This is a genomic window from Leuconostoc miyukkimchii, assembly GCF_019656055.1.
Lineage (GTDB): Bacteria > Bacillota > Bacilli > Lactobacillales > Lactobacillaceae > Leuconostoc > Leuconostoc miyukkimchii.
In genome coordinates this window covers 28,150-49,657 of the sequence record NZ_BPKY01000009.1, presented here as the reverse complement: position 1 = coordinate 49,657, position 21,508 = coordinate 28,150, and the positions used below count along the sequence as shown (strand labels likewise).

At 35.6% G+C, this 21,508-nt stretch carries 23 protein-coding genes and 2 pseudogenes; 14 read left to right on the top strand and 11 right to left on the bottom strand.

The genetic code is table 11. The annotated features are described in order from the left end of the window. Both K5Q13_RS09385 and K5Q13_RS09380 read right to left on the bottom strand, forming a co-directional pair. Positions 1-141 (bottom strand): helix-turn-helix domain-containing protein (locus K5Q13_RS09385; protein ID WP_220741396.1); only part of this gene is annotated, 141 nt, incomplete at its 3' end. Positions 142-299: 158 nt separating this feature from the next. After that, positions 300-1,635: pseudogene (locus tag K5Q13_RS09380) on the bottom strand (FAD-dependent oxidoreductase). 696 nt (positions 1,636-2,331) lie between these two features. Here K5Q13_RS09380 and K5Q13_RS09375 point away from each other — a divergent pair. Continuing rightward, positions 2,332-2,676: pseudogene (locus K5Q13_RS09375) on the top strand (plasmid recombination protein); the annotation flags it as partial. 394 nt (positions 2,677-3,070) lie between these two features. Here K5Q13_RS09375 and K5Q13_RS09370 read toward each other — a convergent pair. Then, the gene (locus tag K5Q13_RS09370) at positions 3,071-3,352 is read right to left on the bottom strand and encodes a BRCT domain-containing protein (RefSeq protein WP_013102150.1); all 282 of its coding nucleotides are present in this window, start codon (positions 3,350-3,352) and stop codon (positions 3,071-3,073) included. A 2,125-nt stretch (positions 3,353-5,477) separates the two neighbouring features. On the opposite strand from K5Q13_RS09370, the gene K5Q13_RS09365 reads away from it, so the two are divergent. Both K5Q13_RS09365 and K5Q13_RS09360 read left to right on the top strand, forming a co-directional pair. After that, complete coding sequence (locus tag K5Q13_RS09365; RefSeq protein ID WP_012304962.1) at positions 5,478-6,317, top strand: ParA family protein; 840 nt, start codon at positions 5,478-5,480, stop codon at positions 6,315-6,317. A gap of 1 nt (position 6,318) precedes the next feature. Next, positions 6,319-6,678 (top strand): hypothetical protein, encoded by a 360-nt coding sequence (locus K5Q13_RS09360; RefSeq protein ID WP_013102149.1) that lies wholly within the window; start codon positions 6,319-6,321, stop codon positions 6,676-6,678. Between the two features lie 459 nt (positions 6,679-7,137). On the opposite strand, the gene K5Q13_RS09355 is transcribed toward K5Q13_RS09360, so the two are convergent. Beyond that, positions 7,138-7,587 carry a cupin domain-containing protein gene (locus K5Q13_RS09355; RefSeq protein ID WP_013102148.1) on the bottom strand — a complete coding sequence of 150 codons (450 nt, stop codon included), beginning with the start codon at positions 7,585-7,587 and terminating at the stop codon, positions 7,138-7,140. Between the two features lie 211 nt (positions 7,588-7,798). Between K5Q13_RS09355 and K5Q13_RS09350 the strand changes: the two genes are divergently transcribed. Further along, positions 7,799-8,473, top strand: a complete 675-nt coding sequence (locus K5Q13_RS09350) for a VIT1/CCC1 transporter family protein (protein WP_013102147.1) — start codon at positions 7,799-7,801, stop codon at positions 8,471-8,473. A gap of 1 nt (position 8,474) precedes the next feature. After that, the gene (locus tag K5Q13_RS09345; protein ID WP_013102146.1) at positions 8,475-9,155 is read left to right on the top strand and encodes a VIT1/CCC1 transporter family protein; all 681 of its coding nucleotides are present in this window, start codon (positions 8,475-8,477) and stop codon (positions 9,153-9,155) included. Between the two features lie 80 nt (positions 9,156-9,235). Here the strand turns inward: K5Q13_RS09345 and K5Q13_RS09340 are convergent, their stop codons facing one another. The 4 genes from K5Q13_RS09340 to K5Q13_RS09325 all read right to left on the bottom strand — a co-directional run bounded on the left by K5Q13_RS09340 (position 9,236) and on the right by K5Q13_RS09325 (position 13,222). Then, positions 9,236-10,198, bottom strand: coding sequence for a cation:proton antiporter (locus tag K5Q13_RS09340; protein WP_010277818.1), 963 nt, complete (start codon positions 10,196-10,198; stop codon positions 9,236-9,238). A gap of 571 nt (positions 10,199-10,769) precedes the next feature. Next, positions 10,770-12,302 carry a ClC family H(+)/Cl(-) exchange transporter gene (locus K5Q13_RS09335; RefSeq protein ID WP_013102145.1) on the bottom strand — a complete coding sequence of 511 codons (1,533 nt, stop codon included), beginning with the start codon at positions 12,300-12,302 and terminating at the stop codon, positions 10,770-10,772. A gap of 174 nt (positions 12,303-12,476) precedes the next feature. After that, the gene (locus K5Q13_RS09330) at positions 12,477-12,824 is read right to left on the bottom strand and encodes a FluC/FEX family fluoride channel (protein ID WP_013102144.1); all 348 of its coding nucleotides are present in this window, start codon (positions 12,822-12,824) and stop codon (positions 12,477-12,479) included. Further along, entirely contained in the window at positions 12,821-13,222 is a 402-nt protein-coding gene (locus K5Q13_RS09325; RefSeq protein ID WP_010277807.1) for a fluoride efflux transporter FluC, read from the bottom strand. Before K5Q13_RS09325 ends, K5Q13_RS09330 begins: the two co-directional genes overlap by 4 nt. A gap of 284 nt (positions 13,223-13,506) precedes the next feature. On the opposite strand from K5Q13_RS09325, the gene K5Q13_RS09320 reads away from it, so the two are divergent. The 5 genes from K5Q13_RS09320 (at position 13,507) to K5Q13_RS09300 (ending at position 16,229) form a co-directional block, all read left to right on the top strand. Further along, a complete protein-coding gene (locus tag K5Q13_RS09320) occupies positions 13,507-13,773 on the top strand; it encodes a hypothetical protein (protein ID WP_013102143.1) in 267 nt (88 codons plus the stop codon). A gap of 578 nt (positions 13,774-14,351) precedes the next feature. Further along, positions 14,352-14,915: a recombinase family protein gene (locus tag K5Q13_RS09315; RefSeq protein WP_010277799.1), complete on the top strand. Its 564-nt coding sequence runs from the start codon at positions 14,352-14,354 to the stop codon at positions 14,913-14,915. A 208-nt stretch (positions 14,916-15,123) separates the two neighbouring features. Further along, on the top strand, positions 15,124-15,378 hold the full coding sequence (locus K5Q13_RS09310; protein WP_013102142.1) for a transposase: 255 nt from the start codon (positions 15,124-15,126) through the stop codon (positions 15,376-15,378). A gap of 45 nt (positions 15,379-15,423) precedes the next feature. Next, complete coding sequence (locus tag K5Q13_RS09305; protein WP_013102141.1) at positions 15,424-15,750, top strand: transposase; 327 nt, start codon at positions 15,424-15,426, stop codon at positions 15,748-15,750. Between the two features lie 41 nt (positions 15,751-15,791). Continuing rightward, on the top strand, positions 15,792-16,229 hold the full coding sequence (locus tag K5Q13_RS09300; protein WP_013102140.1) for a DDE-type integrase/transposase/recombinase: 438 nt from the start codon (positions 15,792-15,794) through the stop codon (positions 16,227-16,229). Between the two features lie 201 nt (positions 16,230-16,430). Here K5Q13_RS09300 and K5Q13_RS09295 read toward each other — a convergent pair whose 3' ends face one another. The 3 genes from K5Q13_RS09295 to K5Q13_RS09285 all read right to left on the bottom strand — a co-directional run bounded on the left by K5Q13_RS09295 (position 16,431) and on the right by K5Q13_RS09285 (position 17,882). Further along, positions 16,431-16,964 (bottom strand): 5-formyltetrahydrofolate cyclo-ligase, encoded by a 534-nt coding sequence (locus K5Q13_RS09295; RefSeq protein ID WP_010277786.1) that lies wholly within the window; start codon positions 16,962-16,964, stop codon positions 16,431-16,433. A gap of 31 nt (positions 16,965-16,995) precedes the next feature. Further along, positions 16,996-17,568 carry a uracil-DNA glycosylase family protein gene (locus tag K5Q13_RS09290; protein WP_010386640.1) on the bottom strand — a complete coding sequence of 191 codons (573 nt, stop codon included), beginning with the start codon at positions 17,566-17,568 and terminating at the stop codon, positions 16,996-16,998. Between the two features lie 65 nt (positions 17,569-17,633). After that, the gene (locus K5Q13_RS09285) at positions 17,634-17,882 is read right to left on the bottom strand and encodes a transposase (protein WP_013102139.1); all 249 of its coding nucleotides are present in this window, start codon (positions 17,880-17,882) and stop codon (positions 17,634-17,636) included. Positions 17,883-18,041: 159 nt separating this feature from the next. Between K5Q13_RS09285 and arsC the strand changes: the two genes are divergently transcribed. The 4 genes from arsC to K5Q13_RS09265 all read left to right on the top strand — a co-directional run bounded on the left by arsC (position 18,042) and on the right by K5Q13_RS09265 (position 21,103). After that, the gene (gene arsC / locus K5Q13_RS09280) at positions 18,042-18,458 is read left to right on the top strand and encodes an arsenate reductase (thioredoxin) (RefSeq protein WP_010276791.1); all 417 of its coding nucleotides are present in this window, start codon (positions 18,042-18,044) and stop codon (positions 18,456-18,458) included. A 477-nt stretch (positions 18,459-18,935) separates the two neighbouring features. Beyond that, complete coding sequence (locus tag K5Q13_RS09275) at positions 18,936-19,586, top strand: ABC transporter ATP-binding protein (RefSeq protein ID WP_090091172.1); 651 nt, start codon at positions 18,936-18,938, stop codon at positions 19,584-19,586. After that, entirely contained in the window at positions 19,583-20,338 is a 756-nt protein-coding gene (locus tag K5Q13_RS09270) for an ABC transporter permease (protein WP_010276774.1), read from the top strand. The genes K5Q13_RS09275 and K5Q13_RS09270 overlap by 4 nt, the downstream gene beginning before the upstream one ends. Positions 20,339-20,515: 177 nt before the next feature. Next, positions 20,516-21,103: a site-specific integrase gene (locus K5Q13_RS09265; RefSeq protein WP_006844813.1), complete on the top strand. Its 588-nt coding sequence runs from the start codon at positions 20,516-20,518 to the stop codon at positions 21,101-21,103. The last annotated feature ends 405 nt before the right edge of the window (positions 21,104-21,508 follow it).

The window sequence follows — 21,508 nt, the reverse complement described above, 5'->3', positions numbered from 1 at the left end:
TTTATAGGGTGTAACTTGATGAATTTCAATCGAAACGGTTGAAGGAGAGCGTTTAATAAAGCGCGCAATGGCACGAACAGAATAATTCAATTCGAGTAAAGTTTGAATGACAGTGCGTCCTTGAGATGATAAACTAGTCATGAGTCGCAGTTCCTTTATGGTTGTTTTAGACAATTACCATTAAAGGCGCTGCGGCTTTTTTATTCAAGTGTTCGGTTTAATTTTACAATCTACCATATAAAAATCCTCAAGGACTTATTCCTTGAGGATCTCTATTTTAATTTGTTATAAATGATTTATTAGATTTGATCAAACAAATCATTTAATGCCTCTGTCATTGTTGGATGGGTGTATATTTGATCGCGCAAAGCTTCAGCTGGAAGGTGATTCTGCATCGCTAGGCTAATGATATTAATCGTTTCAAATGATTCTTCAGCATAAATTGTTGTACCCAAAATCTGATGACTCTGTGGATCTATCAATGCTTTATAAATGCTTCTTGGATTACCAATTACTTGTGCTTTAGGCACACTAGCTGCAGATATTTTCAATACTGTATAATCAATGCCTGCCTCACGGAGCTGTTCCTCTGTTCTTCCAATACTACTAATAGCCGGATTTAAAAAAAATAGTGTTCGCGAATACTGGTCGATTTAAACGACTTCGTGTCTTATTACCATACAAATTATTAGCAATAATGCGCCAATCATCTAATGAAATATACGTGAATTGTGGTCCACCAGTAACATCGCCTAAAGCATAGACATCTTTAGCATTTGTTTCTAGTACATCATTGACTAAAATTTCACCGTGACTACCTGTTTTAATGCTGGTTCGTTCTAGGTGCAAATCGGTCACATTAGCTCGACGACCTGTAGCAACTAGTAGTCCATCTGCCTGTATTTCTTTCATTCCTTCTGGTGTGCTTATTGTTAATGTAACACCATTTAGCGTGTCATTTACATTAGTTATATGGCTTTCTAACAAAAAGGATATCCCATCCTCTTCTAAATCATGTTTAGCTTGTTGAGCAACCTCAGGTTCAAATTTCCCCAAAATCTTAGGTGCCTTATCAACGATCGTTACATGGCTACCAAATTGTGTATACATTGATGCAAATTCTAATCCAATGGGACCACTACCTAGAATAACTAACTCTTTTAATTGTTTATCTTTTGCAAGTAGATCTGTTGATGAATAAACCTTTTTACTATTAAGCAATCCATCAATATTAGGCCAAACTGGTGTGGCCCCTGTATTAATAAAAATTCGATCTGCTTGCAATGTTTCCTGCCCTGAATTATCAGATACTTGCAGTGTATGATCATCTAAAAATTCAGCAGTAGCTGTCAAAACTGTTACGCCGCTTAAATCAGCCACCTTATGATAATTTTTATTACGTAGCTTTGCAGTTAGATCATTTTTCTTTTTTAAGGCAGCTTCATATCTTATGCCACGGTGTGCATTGATAATCATATTTTTAGTTGGTAAACAAGCAATATTTATACACGTACCACCATACATGTTGGGGTCTTTTTCAATAACTAATACTTCTTCACCATGCTTTGCAAGTGTGCCTGCAAGTGTTTTACCCGCTTTTCCAAATCCGATAATAATATTACTAAAATGTTTCATTATGCACCTTTCTATTCAATAATTTAACTATGTGATCAAATCTCAAATCAGGATCTAAAATAATTAAGTAATTAAATTTATTTAGAAATAACTTTGCAAATAATTCCCAATTTGTATGTTATTTTTTTGTACAAGATTATTGCAACAATATTCTGATATTTTCATGATCTGATTCCCCCTCAATCAATTATAGATAATTCAATTATTTTAGCGCAAATTTCTTTTGGATAACAAATAGTCGTAAAGAGGCATTCATTGGTGATAATCTATCCTTGTGGAATGTTAGCCAACCAGCAACTATCAAAGTAATTGTAAACAAGAATGATCATATACTCAAAAAAACCATCCATTTTTTGAATATATGATTCATCTTTTTTACTGTATTTTATGTGGTTAAGCTGACGCCAGCTTGCCCAACGCGGGTAGCGTTCTGCATGACATGCTCCCGCTGAAAGCGATCCTGCAATGATAAATTGCCCCGTCACGGCGTGACCCGCCGGAGGTTTTACAAGCCGGATAAGTGGCGCTGTAAAATAGCAGTTTCCCCAGTACGAAGGGGACAAGCTACTGTCATCGCTTGTCGATGACGCGCCTCGCAGAGCCTGTCCAAAATACTATTTTGGTATAACAGGCTATACCAGATTTTCAACGGTGTTATACTGGTCTTGGAAAACCTTTTTCGAGGAGGCATTTTTGATGGCGCATTTAAAGAAAAATACGCGTGGCGCAGTACCCGGTTTAGCGGTCCATTTTGAACGTAAAACCGACCATCACACTAACAAAGAAATTGATGTGTCGAAAACCTATCTGAATCAAGAGCTCATGGCGGATGGTTCTGATATGCTGTCACGCTTCAATGCGCGTTTAAATGACGTTTATTGCATGAAAAGAGACGATGTAAAGGCGTTAGCGACTTGGATTGTCACTTTACCTGAAGAACTCGCAGAAGCGCCCTACGAGCAACAGAGCGCCTTTTTTGAAGTAACCAGCAATTTTCTCAATGACCGTTATGGTCAAGAAAATGCCGTGGCAGCTGTCGTGCTCAGAAGTCAATAAATTGGACTATTTTTGTTCAGTTAATTAGGCGACATTTGAGATACGATTGGGATTATAAAAATTGATATACCAACCAATGGCTGCTTGGACTTCTGAGCAACCCAGACTGATGTCGACTATTTAGTGAAACCAAAACAATTTTAATCCAAATAACATAGTATTAGTATTTTCAGAAATAGCTTTTGAATCAAAGCCCTTTCAATCCCTTTAAAAGCCGCTTTAAGATATAATAACTTTGCATAGTCTATTGATACACAAAATCTTAAAAAGCGCCTCAAATCGTTAACCAGCAACCATTAATTACTAAAGTACGTAAAAAAAACAGCCTTTCTGTTCAAAAAAAGAACGAAAGGCTGTTTTTAATCCAAATCACACGTGACTAAAAAGAATTTTTCTGTTGTAAGCGCCAAATACACCACTTTAAAAATTCGCTTTCATTCAAAATTTCAACGCTGTGCGTCTCAGCATACTTAATTTTTTTGGTGGTTAATATTTCGAACATGGACTGCTCTATTTGACCAGCAATCACATACTTTATTTTTTGATTCATGTTAGTTTGAGGAAACGCCCCTAACATCGCTGCCAATTGTTGGGCTTGTAGTCGTGTCAAACTGTTAAGTTTACCAGTAAAGATAATCGGTTGTTGCGATAAATCTTTCATGCCAACACTTCCTCACTAAAAATGACTATAAACACTGATTCCTGATTATAAAAAAATGCAATTTAAAGTCTGAATAGATTATGCCAAGTCACGTGGAGAACAGACTGGTCAGTTTTAAAAGGTAGCCTAATCGTCCTGGTTTATTGTATCGAATATAGGTCAAGACGCTTCTTATGTCATCACAATATATAAATATTTACTAACTGGGAGACTAAAAAAGTATCTATATCTTAGCAAAAAAACGAGGTTAATAACAGATCCCGAACATTGCAACAATATACAACTAAAAATTCACAATATTAGTGTTGATAAAACAGTAATAAAGAAATTCATAGTCATAAAAAGTGGCTACTTATATTCATTACAATAGTTGACATATGCCGATTTAAATGATTGTTTTATTATATTGTCTCATTTTTGAAAACATATTATAGGACATGCTAGGTAATTTTGCACATTGATACAAAACTCCTGTAACCCTTAACCCCCATACGAACTTGGGGGTTTTACTAGTTGTCTTTCGGTTAATTTACCCCCCCTATTAGTAATTTGGGGGCTACGCGATTTTTCTCATCTTTAGCACCTTATCCTTATAATAAAGCACTTTGACCCATCACCGGTCCACGACCTATCGGTCTTAGTCCCTGGTCACAGCAGAGCTGTTCCCTGATGGGTCACGCGAAAAAAATAATTACCTTAAGTATACCATATTTTATTACCATGAATATATGATTAAAGATCACAATAGCTAAAAAGATCGAAATATATACAATCCGTCGTAATTAAAACAATTAGGAGCAGGACTTCTTCCTGCTATGATATATCTTAGGCGTTGTGATTAGACGCCCAGAAGGGAGGTGTTCCTTCGTGAAAGCTTCTATAATTGTACTGCAACAGCTACAAGCCACACTTTGGCAGATTTTGGCTGGCTTAGTGTTAATCTCGTTGCAGAATTATATTGAGGATCACAATCATTAATTTACAACCCCCCTCGTCTGGCAGTATGGGGGTTATTTTTTTAAATCAAAAAGCTTATCACTGGCAGGTGACAAGCTCTGGATTATCTGCCACTAGAAACGGAAACCGCGCAACTGCCAACACAACAGTTAAGCTCGCCCGTGGTTATTATTATTATTGTGGCTTTTTTTAATGTCTTTAAATCAAAACCAATAGAGAAAACTAAAAGAAGTTATTGACACAAGCAAGTCACAAATGCTTGATTGAGAGTGAGGGAAGTTTAGAGCCGAAGAAAGTTTTTCCCTTGTTTTGGGAAGAAAAAAACTTTAATCAAACAAACACTTGACCGATCGTTCAGTCGTCCGTCACCTTATCCATACAAGCTTTGGTTTTACCCACTTGCTTTAATCAATTACTTAGTCATTGAACCAATAAAAAAACGCCCTTATTGGCGCTGTATCACTATATTTATTCTCTTTGTCACGATACAGTTTAAAGACAAGCTCTGTGTCCTTGAACACCGTTTTACCTGCCGAGCCGTTAATGGTCGCTCTCACCCTACTACACGCCCAGTATGGATTGTTTGTGTAGCACCCAAATATTTTTGTACAGTAGTGTCTGGGAAAATGGCACTTGTCTATTTTTTCGTATACCTGATACAGCAATTTGGATCTACCGAGTTGCAAGAAACACAACTACCCCCTACCTGTCATATCAACCATACCCCTTAAAGTGTTTGGCTTCACTCTTTTTGAAATCACCCACATTTACAACACAAAGGTTATGTTGTATAATAGAGCTACATTGATCAAACAAATAAGATGTATGTAGCTATCAAGGACGGCAATCCTTGGTGGCTTTTCTTTTATTCTTTTTTATTAACACTATCAATATAATACACCCTAATCACCCTGTCAACAATATATTTGTTTAATAGTGATATTTAACTATTTAACTATTTCACTATTTACATATATAGATATTTATAAATAGTGAAATAGTTAAAACGGGATATTTAACTATTTATAAACACTATAAAACCAGTATGTACAGCCGGTTAAATAGTTAAAAAGTTATATTTATCTATTGATATATTTATATATAGTGATATAGTTATATTTATAAATAGTTATATAGTTATATATTATTTTTTTATAAAGGACTAATCATGGAATTAAAAACAAATAGAAAACAAGCAATCACGCTAACAGTTGGAAACTTCAAAGGTGGTGTAGGAAAAACTACTAATAGTATTCTAATAGCATATACATTAGCGCAAAAAGGAATTAAGACCTTAGTTATTGATCTTGATCCCCAAGCAAACGCCACAAAAACACTAACTTTAACAAAGTTAAACCAAGATGAAGACGGAATACTCACGTTTGAAAAAACACTTATGCGTGGTATTGCTGACAATAAAATTGATGATCTACCAATAAAAATTATTGATAATTTATTTTTAATGCCTTCAAATATTGATTTCGAAGAATTTGCCAAGTTTTTATACCAAAACACAGACAATCAAACAGACGAAGATTTTTATTTTTCAAAACTATTAGATCCAATAAAAGAAAGCTTTGATATTATTATTATTGATGTTCCACCAATGTCTAAAGAAATTACACGTAATGCTGTTACTAGTTCTGACTATGTTTTAATTTCACTACAAACACAAGAACATTCACTAACTGGTGCTGAAAATTATATCGAAGAGTTAAATAAACTAAATGAAAAATATGATCTAAATCTAACAGTTGTAGGTTTACTGCCAGTTCTTTTAAAAAATACTGGAACAGTTGATGAATATATTATTGAAAATGCCAAAGAAATTTTCGGTGAAAGCAATATTTTCTCAACAATTGTGCCACAAATGGAACGTATTAAACGCTTTGATATAAATGGAATTACAAATCATGATAGACATGACTTAAAAGTTCTACAAAAGTATAACGAAGTCACAGATGAGCTAATTACTAGACTAAATTTTTATGAAAAAGAGGTAAACTAAAATGAGTAATAGCGTACTAAAAGGAATGAGCCCAAGAGTACAAGGTAACATCCCAGCTAAAGAACAATTTTCTTTAAATGATAGTAGAGAAAAGAAAGTAGCACCAAAACCACAATCTACAATTAAAACAGATACTATTGAAACTAAAAACAAAAAATCTAATAAAGAAAAATTTGTCAATCAAAAGTCGCAGATTAAAATTTCTGAAAGTATTAAAACGGAATTAGCTGCACTCAAAGCTATTAACAAAACAAAGTTTGACTACGAAGTAATAGAATTATTGATTGACAGTTATGTTCAAAATTCACTAACATCAACACAAAAAAGAAAATTTAAAGCATTAACCAGTGACGATTTTTAAATTGGTATAGATTGTGAAAAAAGCTTAAACCTGACTTTGTGAACTGTCGGAAAAGGTCAGGGGGATCACAATACACAAGTGCTGATTTTAATATTAAATATCAAAAGTCTGGATCGAAACATTCATACTCGCAGCAATGGCAAACATACGACAAGGGACATATGGAAGAGTTATATTGAAAACATACCAAACATCAACTGAATTCCAAGCAGCTATCGGGTGGTATACTAATTTTTATAATCGCAACCTTACCTCAAAATTTCAAATGTTGCCTAAGCAACTGAACAAAAGTAGTTCAATTTATTGATTTCTGATCATAAAATATCGCCGACAATTCAATATTATCAAAACTAACATTCCTAAAATTTGTATCTTCTTTACTTTTTTCATCATTTCTCCTCATACACTGAAAAAAAAGCGCTTATGCGCTTTTGTCAAATAAATGTATGCTTTGTTAAATTACTCTTCAGAGCCTTCAAGCTCCCCTTCTTGAATGATAGCTTCTTCCTTGGTCGATTCTGTAACACCGTGTTCATGCTTAACTGGTGAATAGATAGAGTAGCACTTCATAACCTGATCACCAACATTGATAACATTGTGCCAAGTATTATCAGGAATAATAATGGCCTCACCAGGAGTAATATCCTTATCAATAGTCAATTTCTCTCTATCTTTTCCCATCTGAACATGTCCGACACCTTCAACTAAATAAATAAACTGGTCATTACCATGATGAATTTCCATTCCAATATCACCACCATTAGGTGGAATTGCCATTAAAGTAACTTGAAAATGATCTCCTGTCCACAAGGTTGTGCGATAATTAACATTTTTTATAGCCGCCTGATTAAGGTCAACAGCAAATGGATGTGGTCCGTAATCTTTCAACTTCATCTCATTGTTAGTCATTATTTAATTCCTCCTTTGCTCATTATAGCATAAATACATGATCTTATACTTAATTAGTGGGCGTCAAATAATGAGACCAAACCACTTATTTGATCAGTATAAGATCAATGAAAATAATCAACTGTGTATCACCACGGCATGTTTTGCAGTAATTTGTAATGTTCATTTAATTCTTGTAATTAACCGTAAAATAAAATGTTATAATTTACACATGGATATACAAATTAGTAAAAAAATAAATATTCTACGTGCCATTGTGATGGGAGCGAACGACGGTATTATTTCAATTGCTGGCGTTGTTTTTGGTGTTTATGGGGCCTCAATGAATACTTGGACAATTTTTCTGGCTGGCCTGACAGCAACAATCGCCGGTACTTTTTCAATGGCCACAGGTGAGTATGTATCCGTAAATTCACAATTAGATTCAGAGCGTTCAGCTAAAGACGAACAAAGAAGTGCGCTAGTTAATAATTTTTCACAAGAAGCTCAATTTCTGATACAACACTATCAAACAGATGGCATCAGTGAGGAAAATGCACGGTTACTTGCGCAACAAAGCATGCAAAAAGATGCATTAGGAGAAACCTTACACGCACGCTATGGCATAAATGAGGATGATTTTATCTCGCCAGCTGAAGCTGCTATTGCTTCAATGATGGCTTTCCCCCTTGGTGCCATCTTGCCAATGGTCGGTATGATCTTTGTCCCGATGACATACCGTGTCGTCATAACTCTTATTTTTGTAATTTTCGCCTTGGTTTTAACCGGCTATTTCTCAGCCGTGTATGGAAATACACCAAAAAAAACAATGATTTTACGAAACGTACTGATGGGGCTATTAACAATGTCCGTGACATACTTAATTGGCTTATTAATGGCTGCGTAATATGGAATACAAAAAATTGACTTTATCAGAAAAATTAAATATTATTCGTGCTGGAGTGTTAGGTGCCAATGACGGAATTATTGGTGGCGCTGGTGTCATCCTCGGTATTACTGGTGCGACTACCAATAATACAGTCGTCTTTGTAGCTGGTATTGCTGAAATGCTCGCTGTTGCTTTTTCTATGGCGTCAGGGGAGTTTGTTTCGGTTTCGTCACAAAAAGATACAGAAAAAGCAGTGGTTGCAAAAGCTGAGACCCTTTTGGCCACCCAACCTACAATTGTGCATGATGAAATTGCTATATATTATGAACAACGGGGTGCTGATCCTAAATTAGCCACACGTGTGGCGGATGACCTGATGACAAATGATGCTTTGAAACACTATGTACAAATTAAGTACGGTATTGTAGTTGGAAAGTATTTAAGCCCTGGACATGCCTTAGTATCATCATTTATTGCCTCAATATCTGGTGGTATCTGGCCATTACTATCCGTGATATTACTACCCGACAATCTGAAAGTTATAGGAACAATTTTGGCAACGCTTTGGGCACTTTTTTTAACTGGTTGGCTAAGCGCTTGGGCGGGACGAGCACCAATAATTCCAGCTATTTTGCGCAACATATTCACAGGAGTGCTCACAATGGCCTTCACTTATTGGCTTGGAACCCTATTTAAGTAGCAAAATGAAATTTTATAACGCATAACCTGACAGAAACCAATCAGCCATCTGCTAATATAGCAACTTTTATAATTGTAATATCAAATCTTTTTGAACAGTGGTTTCATGATTATCGGAGCTACTATTGTTGAAACGATGACAGCAACAATAAACTCCGCTGAAGTATAATCATCAATAATATGTGATGATATACCTATTTGAATAATCACAAGGGCCATCTCACCTCTAGAAATCATGCCTGCCCCAATTGCACTTGAAACTCTGGTATCTAGACCAGAAATTTTTGCTCCCCATAACGAGCCAACAAATTTTGTGACAATAGCTAAAATACTAAAAATTATAATAGCTGTTATCTTATCTCCCAGTCCCTGGATTACGATTTCAAGACCGATGGACCCGAAAAATACAGGGTAAAAGAAAGAATTACCCATTTTCGTACTGATAACACCAATTTTATCAGAAAAATTATACTTCCTGAGTAGTATACCTAACGCAAAAGCGAGTAATGGTAAAATACTGTTTATCCCCAGTGCACCTCCACCTACTAAAACAGAAAATAAAGTCACCGCAAACAAAGCAATTATGTCATCTATTACAGCCGCCGAAAGTATGATTGCTCCTATTGCAGTGGCTAATTTTTTTTGTTCCGATAGTACAGCTAACGTTATAGATATTGAAGTTGCAGAGAACACAACACCGGCAAATATGGAAGTCTGTATATTATATCCAAGCAATAAAAATGCAATCGGAAAAGTAATTAAGGGTAGTAGTACCCCCATAACTGCAATGAGTGACGATGCTTTAATGTATCTTTTCATTTCCTTTAAATCCGACTCTAGTCCCGAATTTAACATCAGTAAAAAAATACCTATCTCAGCTATCAAGTGGATTAAATTACTTGACTGTACTATATTAAATATGCTGGATCCTAAAATGATACCTGAAAATAGTTGCCCAACAACTTCAGAAAAACCAAACCAGGTGCCTACCTTTCCCAGAAAAATAGTAACTATGACTAAGAACATGATTAATAGATATTCCATTATTTCTCCTAATATTTAAAAAGCTCCAAAAAATGCTAGTTCCCCGACTAACAATTCTTGAAGCTTGCGCCCAACCGTTTAAATTAAATTAAATTAAATTAAATATACCATAGTTTTATTATTCAAATCAAATTTCGCTATATATTATTGTCCTGATCCTACGATATAATTTTTAAAAAGACATTTTCTGTCTCTAATTAAAAAAATATGATTTTTTATTAGCAAAAAAGGAATATATAGAAATTGTTTAAACAAAGAACTTACACCAAAAAAAGCTGATGGTTAGTACAAAACTAATTTTTATATCATCATACTCCACCTCTTCTTAGGCAAATTTTTATTTTGATACAATTATGTTGAATATAATTTCACTATTACGATGTGCTCACTCAATCAAAACACTCTAAATTACGATAAAGCGATGTTATCTCAATTGAATTTGAAACTAAAGCTGGTTCCAATTATTTGTAAAAAAGAATCTCCTGGTAATTATTTCTGTAATTGTAATTTAATTGATAACGAATTTATCTTTTCGACGCAAAAACTCTAAAATCGTGTTTTTGAAATTTATTTAGTTGTTAAGTGATAGTTGATTTCTAGTAATTTTTGCATCTTTTTGGTTCATTCTAATATAAATAATATCACCAGCACGTAATACTAAGTCTCCTTTGGGAATCAGTACATTTTCAGATCTTCTGACCAGTGTAATCAAACTATTTGATTCCAGTTGTAAGTCTCTTATTTGTTGATCTTCTAGCATACCACCAGCAAGAACAGTGACTTCCATAGTTATCATGGAGGACATCGCTAGATGCGCTGGTTTTCTTTTCAACAAACGTTCTAATAAAGATTCATATATTGGTGCACCATTTAATAGATCAACTACTAAGTAGGCTACTAAACTTACAAGTGCTAAAGGTAAAATGTGGGTCACACTCCCAACCATCTCAAAGATAAGAATAATTGCAGTAAATGGTGCTTTACCAATACATGCGAAATAACCTGCCATACCGATCACAATAAAGTTTAAAGCATAATTTGCACTCATGAGATGTAAATAGACAAATATATGAGCCATCAATGCGCCACTTAGTGCACCTAGAGTCAAAATAGGTAAAAATATTCCCCCTGGCAGACCGGAACCGTAACTAATCATTGAGAAAACAAATCGAACTAACAAAATTACGATGATCATTTTCATTGTCATAGGTGCTTCTTTCAGTGATAAAATTAAATTATTTCCCCCACCTAAAAGATTTGGCCATAAAATTCCAATCGGTATCACCAAGATAAACGGCACGATACCGTATAAATATTTAGGAACCCTAATTTTACTGTAACAATTTAAGCTGAATAGTAAAAATTTTTGATATAAAAAGCCAAATAAGCCTAATATAATACCAAATACCAACAATAAACCATATAACTGTACCGGGAAAACGCTTAAGTGTCCAATAGATAAAACTGGTGTTTGGCCAAACAAAACCGTAGAGACAAAATCCGAAACGCTTGCGCCTGTCAATGCACCAACCCAGACAAAGGGAGAAATACTGTGATAGACTTCCTCCAATACAAACATAACGCCGGCTAAAGGTGCATTAAATGCAGCTGATAAACCTGCAGCGGCACCACTGGCTATAAGCCCTTTCGATTGATTATGACTAAGACGTTTATATGATGCCACACCCTGACCAATTGATGCACCCAGTTGAATTGAAGGACCTTCCCGCCCCAGCATTAAACCACTACCAATAGCCAAAATTCCTGATATAAATTTCCGCCACAATGTCGACCACCAGTTTATTTTTAGTTCACCCAATAATAGACCTTCAACCTGTGGAATGCCGGAACCGGATATATTAGGTTCTTTGTTTAACATCCATGAAACAATTAAAAAACAAATTAAATTAGCAGTTATCACTAAAAATATTAACGCTATATTGCCATGTGAAATATCGAGATACAGCGTTTGCACAAATTGAAGCAATTTTTCAATTGTCCAGCGGAAGACACTAACAACTATTCCTGTTAAAAAACCTATAAGTGTGCCATATAATACTACTGACAGCTTTGATGTATTGAGTCTAATTCTTTTTTTAAACATAAAATCAGTTTACAACAAAAAGGGGGTTGATTCCAAATACAGAAAAATTTAACGATTTTCTTTATATATTCTCATTCTTTGATTAAAACAGAATCAAGCGAATTCGTTTTGTGTATGTATTAACAAAACATCAAAGACATTTAAAACTGCGTGTTTCACATTCAAAGTATTTCGTTAAACGTGTATGTGTATAGCTACAATAAATAAAAAAATTCCTAAGACTAATGTCAATGCAAAATATACCATACTCCGTTTAAAACTATTAAACTGCTCTCCCTGTGTCATCATGGTGCTGAATGTCGTCAGGCCGCCAATAAAACCCGTTCCAATAATAATATGCCAGACGTTGCTGTTCATATTAACTGATAATACACCCATCAAAAAAGCACCAATAATATTAACATAAAAAACACCTGTGAAAAAATTTGTAATCCTTGGCATAAAACTTATAACTAGATATCGAATAACAGCACCTAGCCCAGCAGCTAAACAGAAATACAAATAAAAGTTAAAAAAATTCACTGATTTAATCTCCGATTTTTTCCTACATTTTTCCCAAAAACAACTGCAATGTAAGCCAGTATAAAACTAATTAATGTATAAATAATACTAATTAAAAAATTTTCTCTACCTAATTGATTAATTTGAAGTATAAATGTGCTGAATGTTGTAAAGCCACCCATGATACCCGTCCCTATAAAATTTTTTAAAATTAAAGAATAGTCATAGCTGTCAGGAATGACTGCTCCGATATAAGCAAGGAAGAATGATCCTAAAACATTGATGACTACTATAACCCAAGGACTACTCCCAATATGTGGAATTTCGGTAATTAGTAGCCTGAACAAGCTACCTAATGACCCACCAAAAAATACTACAAGACAACTAGTCAGCAGGGTACTATCTTTTAAATATTTCATGTTTTCTCCTAAACAATACTTGTTAACACTTTAAAAAGTATAAAAATCAAATATTTATATTTTATAGTGTCTCTTCAAAAGTAAAAATTACAGATGTGGAAAATAATTTACTGATATCATCATGTATCTAAAATGCACGTTATACCAACCTAAATTGGGATACTACATGAAAATAGAAAAGAGATAATTATGATCAGTTCAGTACAATTTGAAAACACAAAATGTTATTCAAACCTATCAAACAAAGACTGCATTGCAAGTAAGGAATTCGTTTTTTTAAAAAAATGATTCTTGCGGAAAATGGCTACAAAATAGATAACATTGAAAATAACTTAGCACCAAAAATTGCAAATATAACGCTTTCTGATGACAATACCGCCCTTAAGCAACGTATATACGTTGAGTCAACAATATCAAATAAGATTCCGAATTTCGTATACTTAATATATCAAGAACGCCATACACCCGATGAAGTATCGCTTAGTACGACCATTTCATTACTAACCCCATTTAGTATTAATGGATTATTAAACAACACACCTGAAAATTAGTTTAAAAATGCTAAATAAAAACAAGCAAAATGATCTATGAAATAGAAATAATTGGCAAAAACAGTGAAAGTGGTATAATATAAATATAAACAAAAAGACCCATGTTAGGTACATGACCTTTTAAGTCACAAGCGTGCTTCAGCGTTGGTAGTTGTTATTTTGTTAATAAACTAAAATAGTCATTTCACGAAAACCCCTAGAACCGGCCAAAGTTAAGGGGTTTTTGTTTACCTATTTTTTAGACTTGTTAATTTCTTTTAGTAGTTCGACTACTTTCGTAGCTAAAACAACCAGAAATGTGATCAACACAATTACCGCGGTCTAACAGACCATTTGGTGTTATCCTTTCAGGTAGCCTTGAGTTTCAACAATAAGCGTCACCCCCAACTATCAGATTCCACCAGTCCTTAACTTGCTTGTAAATAAAATTATATCATAACCTAATCTTCACAAAAAAATATGACAGCTTTACAGTTATTAGTGCAATAAACTTTTGAGTAGTTTGCACTTTTTCAAAGTCATGCTATACTTGGCTTTATATACTGCAATTTAGTTATGCAATTTTAAAGAGGTATAAAATGACAGTTTATGGTTATGCACGGGTTTCAACAGCTGGACAATCTTTATATGAACAAAAAGAGACTTTGAAAAATGCCGGGGCTGAAATGATTTTCAGTGAAAAATATTCAGGTACAACTACATCACGACCACAGTTTAAAAAACTTGTCAATCTAATTGAACCTAATGACACATTGATCGTCACCAAGTTAGATCGCTTTGCTCGAAATACACGTGAAGCATTAAATTTAATTGATGATCTCCTGAAACAAAAAATTGTGATTAAAGTTCTAAACTTAGGAACAATTGACAATACCCCAATGGGTCGCATGATTGTAAGAACATTACTTTCGGTTGCGGAAATGGAACGCGACATGATTATCGAACGTACGCAGGCTGGTAAGATATTTGCAAGGCAACACAATCCCAACTATAAAGAAGGTAGACCCAAAAGAAAAAAAGATAGCCGAAACACAGCTATCTTTGAGTATTCTCAAACGCACACAATAAAATCTACAGCAGAAGCTTTCAATATTTCTGTTAGAACAGTACAATATATTAAAAAATTGTTTATTCAAGATTAATTATATTAAATTAATGGCAGATGACAAAAATATACGTCTTCCAATTGATATGCATATATGATATCAGTTCAGTAACATGGACAAACGCTTATACCAGACTCACACTTTATTATAATCAACCAATTTTACCTAGATTTACAATGCTCGTATACTGAAAATCAGGACTTCTTTATTTCTAGGGCATAATCCGATGCTAATATACTAAAAAATGGACTATCTTTATTCAGTCCGTTATTCACAAGATGTCAAAGGTTTCTTGGTTAAACTTCACCAAGAAGGCCGTTCACTTAAATCACTAGCAGAAGGATTCGGACCGTCGAACGATCCTATGGATATTTGGGTTAAACAAGCTACTCCAATCTTGATCAAGGGTCAGTCAAAGACTTTAAAATACGTCAAGCAACTAGAGAAGCGCCTCACTATTTTGGAGGAAGAAAACGAAATTTTATCACGCATAGCCTGACAAGCATTGAGCGGCCATCTTACTAGCCAAAAAATAGTCCGTAATGTGGGATTGCCGCTAGTTAACCAATTTTTAGCACAAGGCTACGCGCTTGTGCGTATTTTAAGTCCACTTAAAATCAGACCTAGTACCTATTACAACTGGCGCCATTGGCAGTTCAGTCGACAAGAAAAGTTTAGAGAATGCCTAAAACCTTATATTTTAGACGTTTGGAAAACCTTTAAATTTTATGGTTATCGTCGTATTGCTGCTTATAGTCAACTAACCAATGACTGCCCGAAAATATCTGAGTATATGACACTCAAATTGATGCGTGAATTAAGGATTAGATCAAGCATGCAAAACGTTATCGCAAACACAAAACCGTTGTGACGGTTTCTCAAATAACTAATCTGATTAGGCACTAGCATGATTTGAGCGGTGTTTGGCAAACAGATATCACTTATATTCAGTTGACTAATCACAGATGGGCCTATTTAGCAACCGTTTTGGATCCTGAGAAGAGAAAAGTATTAGGCTATAAAATTGGCAATACAAGGACAGCCGAACTAGCTACAAGTGCCTTACAGATGGCGTTAGATAATCATCAAAAGCCACTAATAGTTCATTCGGATATGGGGTTACAATACACGAGTGCTGAATTTAATACCAAGGGTCAAAATTATGGCTTGAAACATTCATATTCACTCAAAGGACATCCATACGATAATGACTTTATGGAAGCGTTTCATTCAATATTGAAGCGTGAAGAAGTTTATTTGAAGGCATACCAAACATTAACTGAGGTCCAAGCAGCCATTGGTTGGACTATCAATTTTTATAATCGAAATCGTATCTCAAATGTCGCCTAATTAACTGAATAAAAATGGTCCAATTTATTGACTTCTAAGCAATAGACTGGGCTACTAGAAATATCTATTTGAGAGGAGCTAACACAGAATTTTAGAATAATCATAATTACCTAAATGAGATTGTTTAACATAAAGTAATTAAAAAAATAAACTCATAATGAAAAACTAACATATTCATTATAAGTTTATTTAGCATAAATCCTATTTTATAAGATACCTCACCGGTCTATCCCACGTATCCTTTGAAAATTTATGGATTGATTGAGGAGGCAACACTAGCGAAACCGTTATACCATTATACTCTGCCAACGTTGCGTCAAAGAAACCTGCACCGTAACCTATCCGATAATTATCTTCGCTAAAGGCTACACCGGGAACCACCATTAGATCTATTCCCTTCAAATTTTGTGCTTGATTTTCATCTTGTGTTGGTTCTAGAATTCCGAATTTTGATTTACTCATTAAACTTTCTATATAGTCAAACCATAATAATTTTCCACTACTCACCCTAGGTACTACTACTTTCTTATGGCTTCTCAACGCCTCCTGAATAATGACATCAGTACTCAATTCGTGTTCCATACTTATAGTTACAGCCACTGAATTAGAGTTATTCCAATATGCCTTAGAAAACAGAATTGCCTGTAATCGCTCTTCTTCAGTAATCTTGCTATGGTAATCATATAATTTTAGTTTATCCAAGGTCATTTTTCTTATTTCTTTTTTACTAAGCACTGCTACAAACCTCCTCCAAATTATCTTCAAACTAGTCCGATAAAATCTTACTAATTATCTCTTTTAATTCTGGCACAACCTCTTGTTCAAACCACGGATTTTTTTTAATCCATATATTATTTCTTGGTGAAGGATGAACTATCGGAAAATAAAGAGGCAAGTAATTTTTGTAGTTCTTTATTACATCGGTTATCTTGCTTTGATAACCAAGATTCAGATAATATTTCTGAGCATATGATCCCACCAATATAATTAACTGAACATCGGGCATAAGCTCCAATAATTTTGGGTGCCATTTGTTAGCTACTCCTCGTCTGGGCGGTAAGTCACCCCATTTTCCTTTTCCTGGATAGTAAAAGTCCATGGGAATTACGCCAATTTTTCCTGAATTATAAAAGGTATCTTTACCAACCCCGATCCACTCTCTTAATCGATCTCCCGATGCATCATCCCACATTATACCCGAGTTTTGAACTCGTAATCCCGGTGCTTGACCAATAATGACTAATTTTGCTTTTTTCGATACGTGAAATATTGGCCTTAATCCTTTTTTAGTAAACTCCATATTCATTTGATCTGCTGCTATATCATCAATAATACTCATATTCCCCCTCCTAACCAATGTATAATAATTATTATAAGCTACTTTATCAAACTTATATTGATTTATTAGTTCACAACTAAACTATAAAAGTCTACCAAGAGTCGTGCAACTTCTTTCTGCATCGCATTAAATTCGGCACGAGTCACTGGCTTACCGGTAACGTCCGTCCCAATGATTTGGGCTTTCTTCACCCAACCCGTGACGGTTTGTACAGCCAAATGGTATTCATTGGCTAGAGAATTAGCAGAACGTCCCTCGTTATACAAGGTGACAATTGATGACTTAAATTCTGTTGAGTATCGCTTAGCTTTCATAATATAAAAAAACTCCTATACTTGATTATCTCGGATTATGCCCTAGAAATAAAGCGGTCCGGATTTTCAGTATACGAGCACCTATGTTGATGAAAGCATTGCATTTAAGTTTATGGTGTATCATGGTGTTATACAAATTAAAATTATAGGTGGTTTAGAATGAAAAAAATTTATTTTTTATGTACAGGAAATTCTTGTCGCAGTCAAATGGCTGAAGGATATGCAAAAAAAATATTGCCGGCAAATGAGTTTCAAATCGAGAGTGCAGGGATTGAAACTCATGGGTTAAATCTAAATGCTGTTAAAGTTATGGCTGAAGATGGAGTAGATATTAGTAGCCACTACTCTAAATTAATTGATCTAAATTATTTGAACACTTCAGATTTAGTTATTACTTTATGTGGTGATGCCAAGGATAAATGTCCTATGCTTCCCCCTCAAACCAAGAGTTTACACTGGCCTTTATCTGACCCAGCGCAAGCCACAGGAACTTTAGAAGAACAACTACAAGAATTCCGTAAGGTTCGTGACGAAATTAAAAAATTAGTTACAAGTTTGAATAACTACGTTCATTAATAAAAAAACGCCATATAGTGCCGCAGTAAAACAGTCCAATTAATTTATTGACTTCTAAGGAAAATACCAGGGCTTTGGTTATGAGCTAGATATGTGACTAGGCACTCACTAAAATGCCCTTCCATTCAGGGTCTATAATTATATAATGACCCCTCAAAAAGACTATTAAAACAACCCTCATTATCTGACTAGTAGATACCGGGGGTTGTTTTTTTATAAAATGATATAATACTCCCTAGATAGGAGAAAACGTATGTCTAGACAAAAACGATCAATCAAGGAAAATAATGATAAATTAAAAGTTCAATTAGAACTCCTCCGTAGTTATACGGAACACTTTGACTCAGGTATGATTCATATGGCTTTGCCAATGGCTACACAGGTTCGTGTATTAATACATCAAACATTATTGACTTCTGAGCACTTTTTCATCCGGCTGTTGTCGGCGCCGATCATTGTGCGATCGGGGGTGGGCATATGAATTCATTGATTAGTTTAGAAAAAGTTAATTATCAAATCGCTGATCAACATATTTTACATGATGTTGATTGGCAGATTCCAGCTGGGGCTCATATTACATTGACGGGACCATCCGGTGGTGGGAAAAGTACGTTATTACGGATCATTGCGGCCATGATTTCTAAAACAAGTGGGACCTTGATTTTTGATGGGCAGCCGATTGAAAGTTATGACCCAATCATGTATCGGCGGCAAGTCTCATATTGTTTCCAACAACCGACGTTATTTGGTGAGACGGTGGCAGATAACTTAGCTTTCCCGTACCAAATTCGTAAGCAAGTCATGGATACGCAACGAGTGGTAACGGCGTTAAATAATGTTGGGCTGTCCGAACGAACCCTGCATCAGCCGATTATCGAGCTTTCCGGTGGTGAACGGCAGCGGGTCGCGCTGATTCGCAACATCTTATTCTTACCAAAAGTGTTGTTATTAGATGAGGTGACAGCTGGTTTGGATGAAAATAATAAGCAAATCGTGCACGCCTGGTTACGACAGTTAAATGAGCAGGATCACGTGACAACGATCTTGATTACTCATGATGCGACAGAGATTGCTGCGGCAGATCAGTTAGCGAAAGTGGTTGCTGGCAGATTGGAGGTACACGCATGAATTTAGCAGTTAATAATACGTCGCTATTTTTGGCGGCAATGTTAGTGCTCGTCGCGTTAGGAATTAGTTTGTGGCAGAAACTTGGCTTAGATAGGGACATCGTCATTGGTGTCGTGCGGGCTGTTGTACAACTATTTATCGTGGGTTACTTGCTAAAGTATATTTTCCGAGTCAACAATTTGTGGCTAACGCTGGCGATGATAGGCTTCATTATCTTCAATGCGGCTTGGAATGCGAAAAAACGGGGGCCGGGGATTGACCATGCATTAGCCATTTCGTTATTAGCCATTTTTGTTAGTACGGGGGTAACACTCGGCGTCCTCGTGCTATCTGGTGCGATTAAGTTTGTGCCATCGCAAATGATTCCCATTTCTGGTATGATTGCGTCGAATTCAATGGTCGCAATTGGGCTGGCTTATCGCAGCCTCAATAGTCAGTTTCATGACCAGCGGCAAGGTGTGCTTGAACGGTTGGCGTTAGGGGCTGGTCTACTTGATGCTTCGATTGCCATCGTGCGTGAGGCGATTCGTACGGGGATGTCACCAACCATTGATTCGGCAAAGACTGTGGGTCTAGTCAGTCTGCCAGGGATGATGTCCGGTTTGATCTTTGCAGGGGTCGATCCAGTACGGGCCATTAGGTATCAAATTATGGTCACGTTCATGCTCTTATCAGCGACTAGTTTGGGGTCAATCATTGCGTGCTATTTAGCTTACCGTAATTTCTATAATGAACAAAAACAGTTGAAGTAATGACTCCTGATTGCAGTCCCGCGGGGAGTCCTTTATGATGGAAACTGATCTTTTTTGTCCGAACAGCGTTCGGATTAATTTTACAATCTACCACTACGATAAAAATAATTGGTCATTCATTGACAAAAGTGAACCAATTATAGGCAAGGACTGTTCTATTATTGAGGTTAAATAGATATGCAACAAATCGTACTCCCAATCAAAGACTCTAACGTCTTAAAAATGGTGCAAGACACCTTACTAGATAGTTTTCGGGCAGGTCGCCGTAACTACACCATCTTTCAAGTTGGCAAAGCCACCCTGCTGCGGGTGAGTGATGTGATGACGTTAAAGAAATCCGATGTCTATAATCCAGATGGCTCTGTTAAACACACGGCCTTTATTCATGATAAAAAGACCGGTAAAGCAAATACACTATATTTAAAGCCCGTGCAACAAGACTTGTTGCAATATCATGATTGGCTAGTCCAACAGAATATCAATTCAGACTGGTTATTTCCCTCAACGGCCCATCCAGACCGTCATATCACTGAGAAGCAGTTTTATAAGGTGATGGCACGCGTTGGTGATCTCTTAGGCATCAACTATCTGGGCACACATACCATGCGTAAAACAGGCGCCTATCGCGTTTATACGCAATCAAACTACAATATTGGTTTAGTCATGCACTTATTGAATCATTCGAGTGAGGCTATGACGCTTACTTATCTGGGGTTAGATCAAGCAAGTCGCGAAACAATGTTAGATCAAATTGATTTTGGGTAATAACGCCAACTAATCTCCCTAAATTAGCACGTATTTGTTCATTTTGACGCCACTATGGAGGTATTTTTAATGACTAGGATTACTAAGGCACAATTAGACAACATCATTACACGTTGCCACCATCCGAGGTAATTGGTGCCCCATTGTCTGAAACTGCAACTAAAGGGTTGCTAGGTAATACTTTTTGAGTCATAATTTTAGACGCTCCAATTTTTGAGTATTTGGTTTGTTTTTCACTAACAAAATATCATAACAAAGAGCTCCTATGGTTTTCACCCAACGGGTGAAAGCGCAAAACCCGCTGAAACGGTATTAACTTGCTGTTTCAGCGGGTTTTTGTTTGTCTTGATGAATAATCCGGGTATTAAGTTCTACACCATCTCACTTTTCTCGACCATAGAGCGT

Bases quoted from the DNA above. Each gene is read 5' to 3' on its own strand.
- K5Q13_RS09370 (WP_013102150.1), bottom strand. From the start codon at position 3,352: ATGAAAGATTTATCGCAACAACCGATTATCTTTACTGGTAAACTTAAC.
- K5Q13_RS09365 (WP_012304962.1), top strand. From the start codon at position 5,478: ATGGAATTAAAAACAAATAGAAAACAAGCAATCACGCTAACAGTTGGA.
- K5Q13_RS09360 (WP_013102149.1), top strand. From the start codon at position 6,319: ATGAGTAATAGCGTACTAAAAGGAATGAGCCCAAGAGTACAAGGTAAC.
- K5Q13_RS09355 (WP_013102148.1), bottom strand. From the start codon at position 7,587: ATGACTAACAATGAGATGAAGTTGAAAGATTACGGACCACATCCATTT.
- K5Q13_RS09350 (WP_013102147.1), top strand. From the start codon at position 7,799: ATGGATATACAAATTAGTAAAAAAATAAATATTCTACGTGCCATTGTG.
- K5Q13_RS09345 (WP_013102146.1), top strand. From the start codon at position 8,475: ATGGAATACAAAAAATTGACTTTATCAGAAAAATTAAATATTATTCGT.
- K5Q13_RS09340 (WP_010277818.1), bottom strand. From the start codon at position 10,198: ATGGAATATCTATTAATCATGTTCTTAGTCATAGTTACTATTTTTCTG.
- K5Q13_RS09335 (WP_013102145.1), bottom strand. From the start codon at position 12,302: ATGTTTAAAAAAAGAATTAGACTCAATACATCAAAGCTGTCAGTAGTA.
- K5Q13_RS09325 (WP_010277807.1), bottom strand. From the start codon at position 13,222: ATGAAATATTTAAAAGATAGTACCCTGCTGACTAGTTGTCTTGTAGTA.
- K5Q13_RS09320 (WP_013102143.1), top strand. From the start codon at position 13,507: ATGATTCTTGCGGAAAATGGCTACAAAATAGATAACATTGAAAATAAC.
- K5Q13_RS09315 (WP_010277799.1), top strand. From the start codon at position 14,352: ATGACAGTTTATGGTTATGCACGGGTTTCAACAGCTGGACAATCTTTA.
- K5Q13_RS09310 (WP_013102142.1), top strand. From the start codon at position 15,124: ATGGACTATCTTTATTCAGTCCGTTATTCACAAGATGTCAAAGGTTTC.
- K5Q13_RS09290 (WP_010386640.1), bottom strand. From the start codon at position 17,568: ATGAGTATTATTGATGATATAGCAGCAGATCAAATGAATATGGAGTTT.
- K5Q13_RS09285 (WP_013102139.1), bottom strand. From the start codon at position 17,882: ATGAAAGCTAAGCGATACTCAACAGAATTTAAGTCATCAATTGTCACC.
- arsC (WP_010276791.1), top strand. From the start codon at position 18,042: ATGAAAAAAATTTATTTTTTATGTACAGGAAATTCTTGTCGCAGTCAA.
- K5Q13_RS09275 (WP_090091172.1), top strand. From the start codon at position 18,936: ATGAATTCATTGATTAGTTTAGAAAAAGTTAATTATCAAATCGCTGAT.
- K5Q13_RS09270 (WP_010276774.1), top strand. From the start codon at position 19,583: ATGAATTTAGCAGTTAATAATACGTCGCTATTTTTGGCGGCAATGTTA.
- K5Q13_RS09265 (WP_006844813.1), top strand. From the start codon at position 20,516: ATGCAACAAATCGTACTCCCAATCAAAGACTCTAACGTCTTAAAAATG.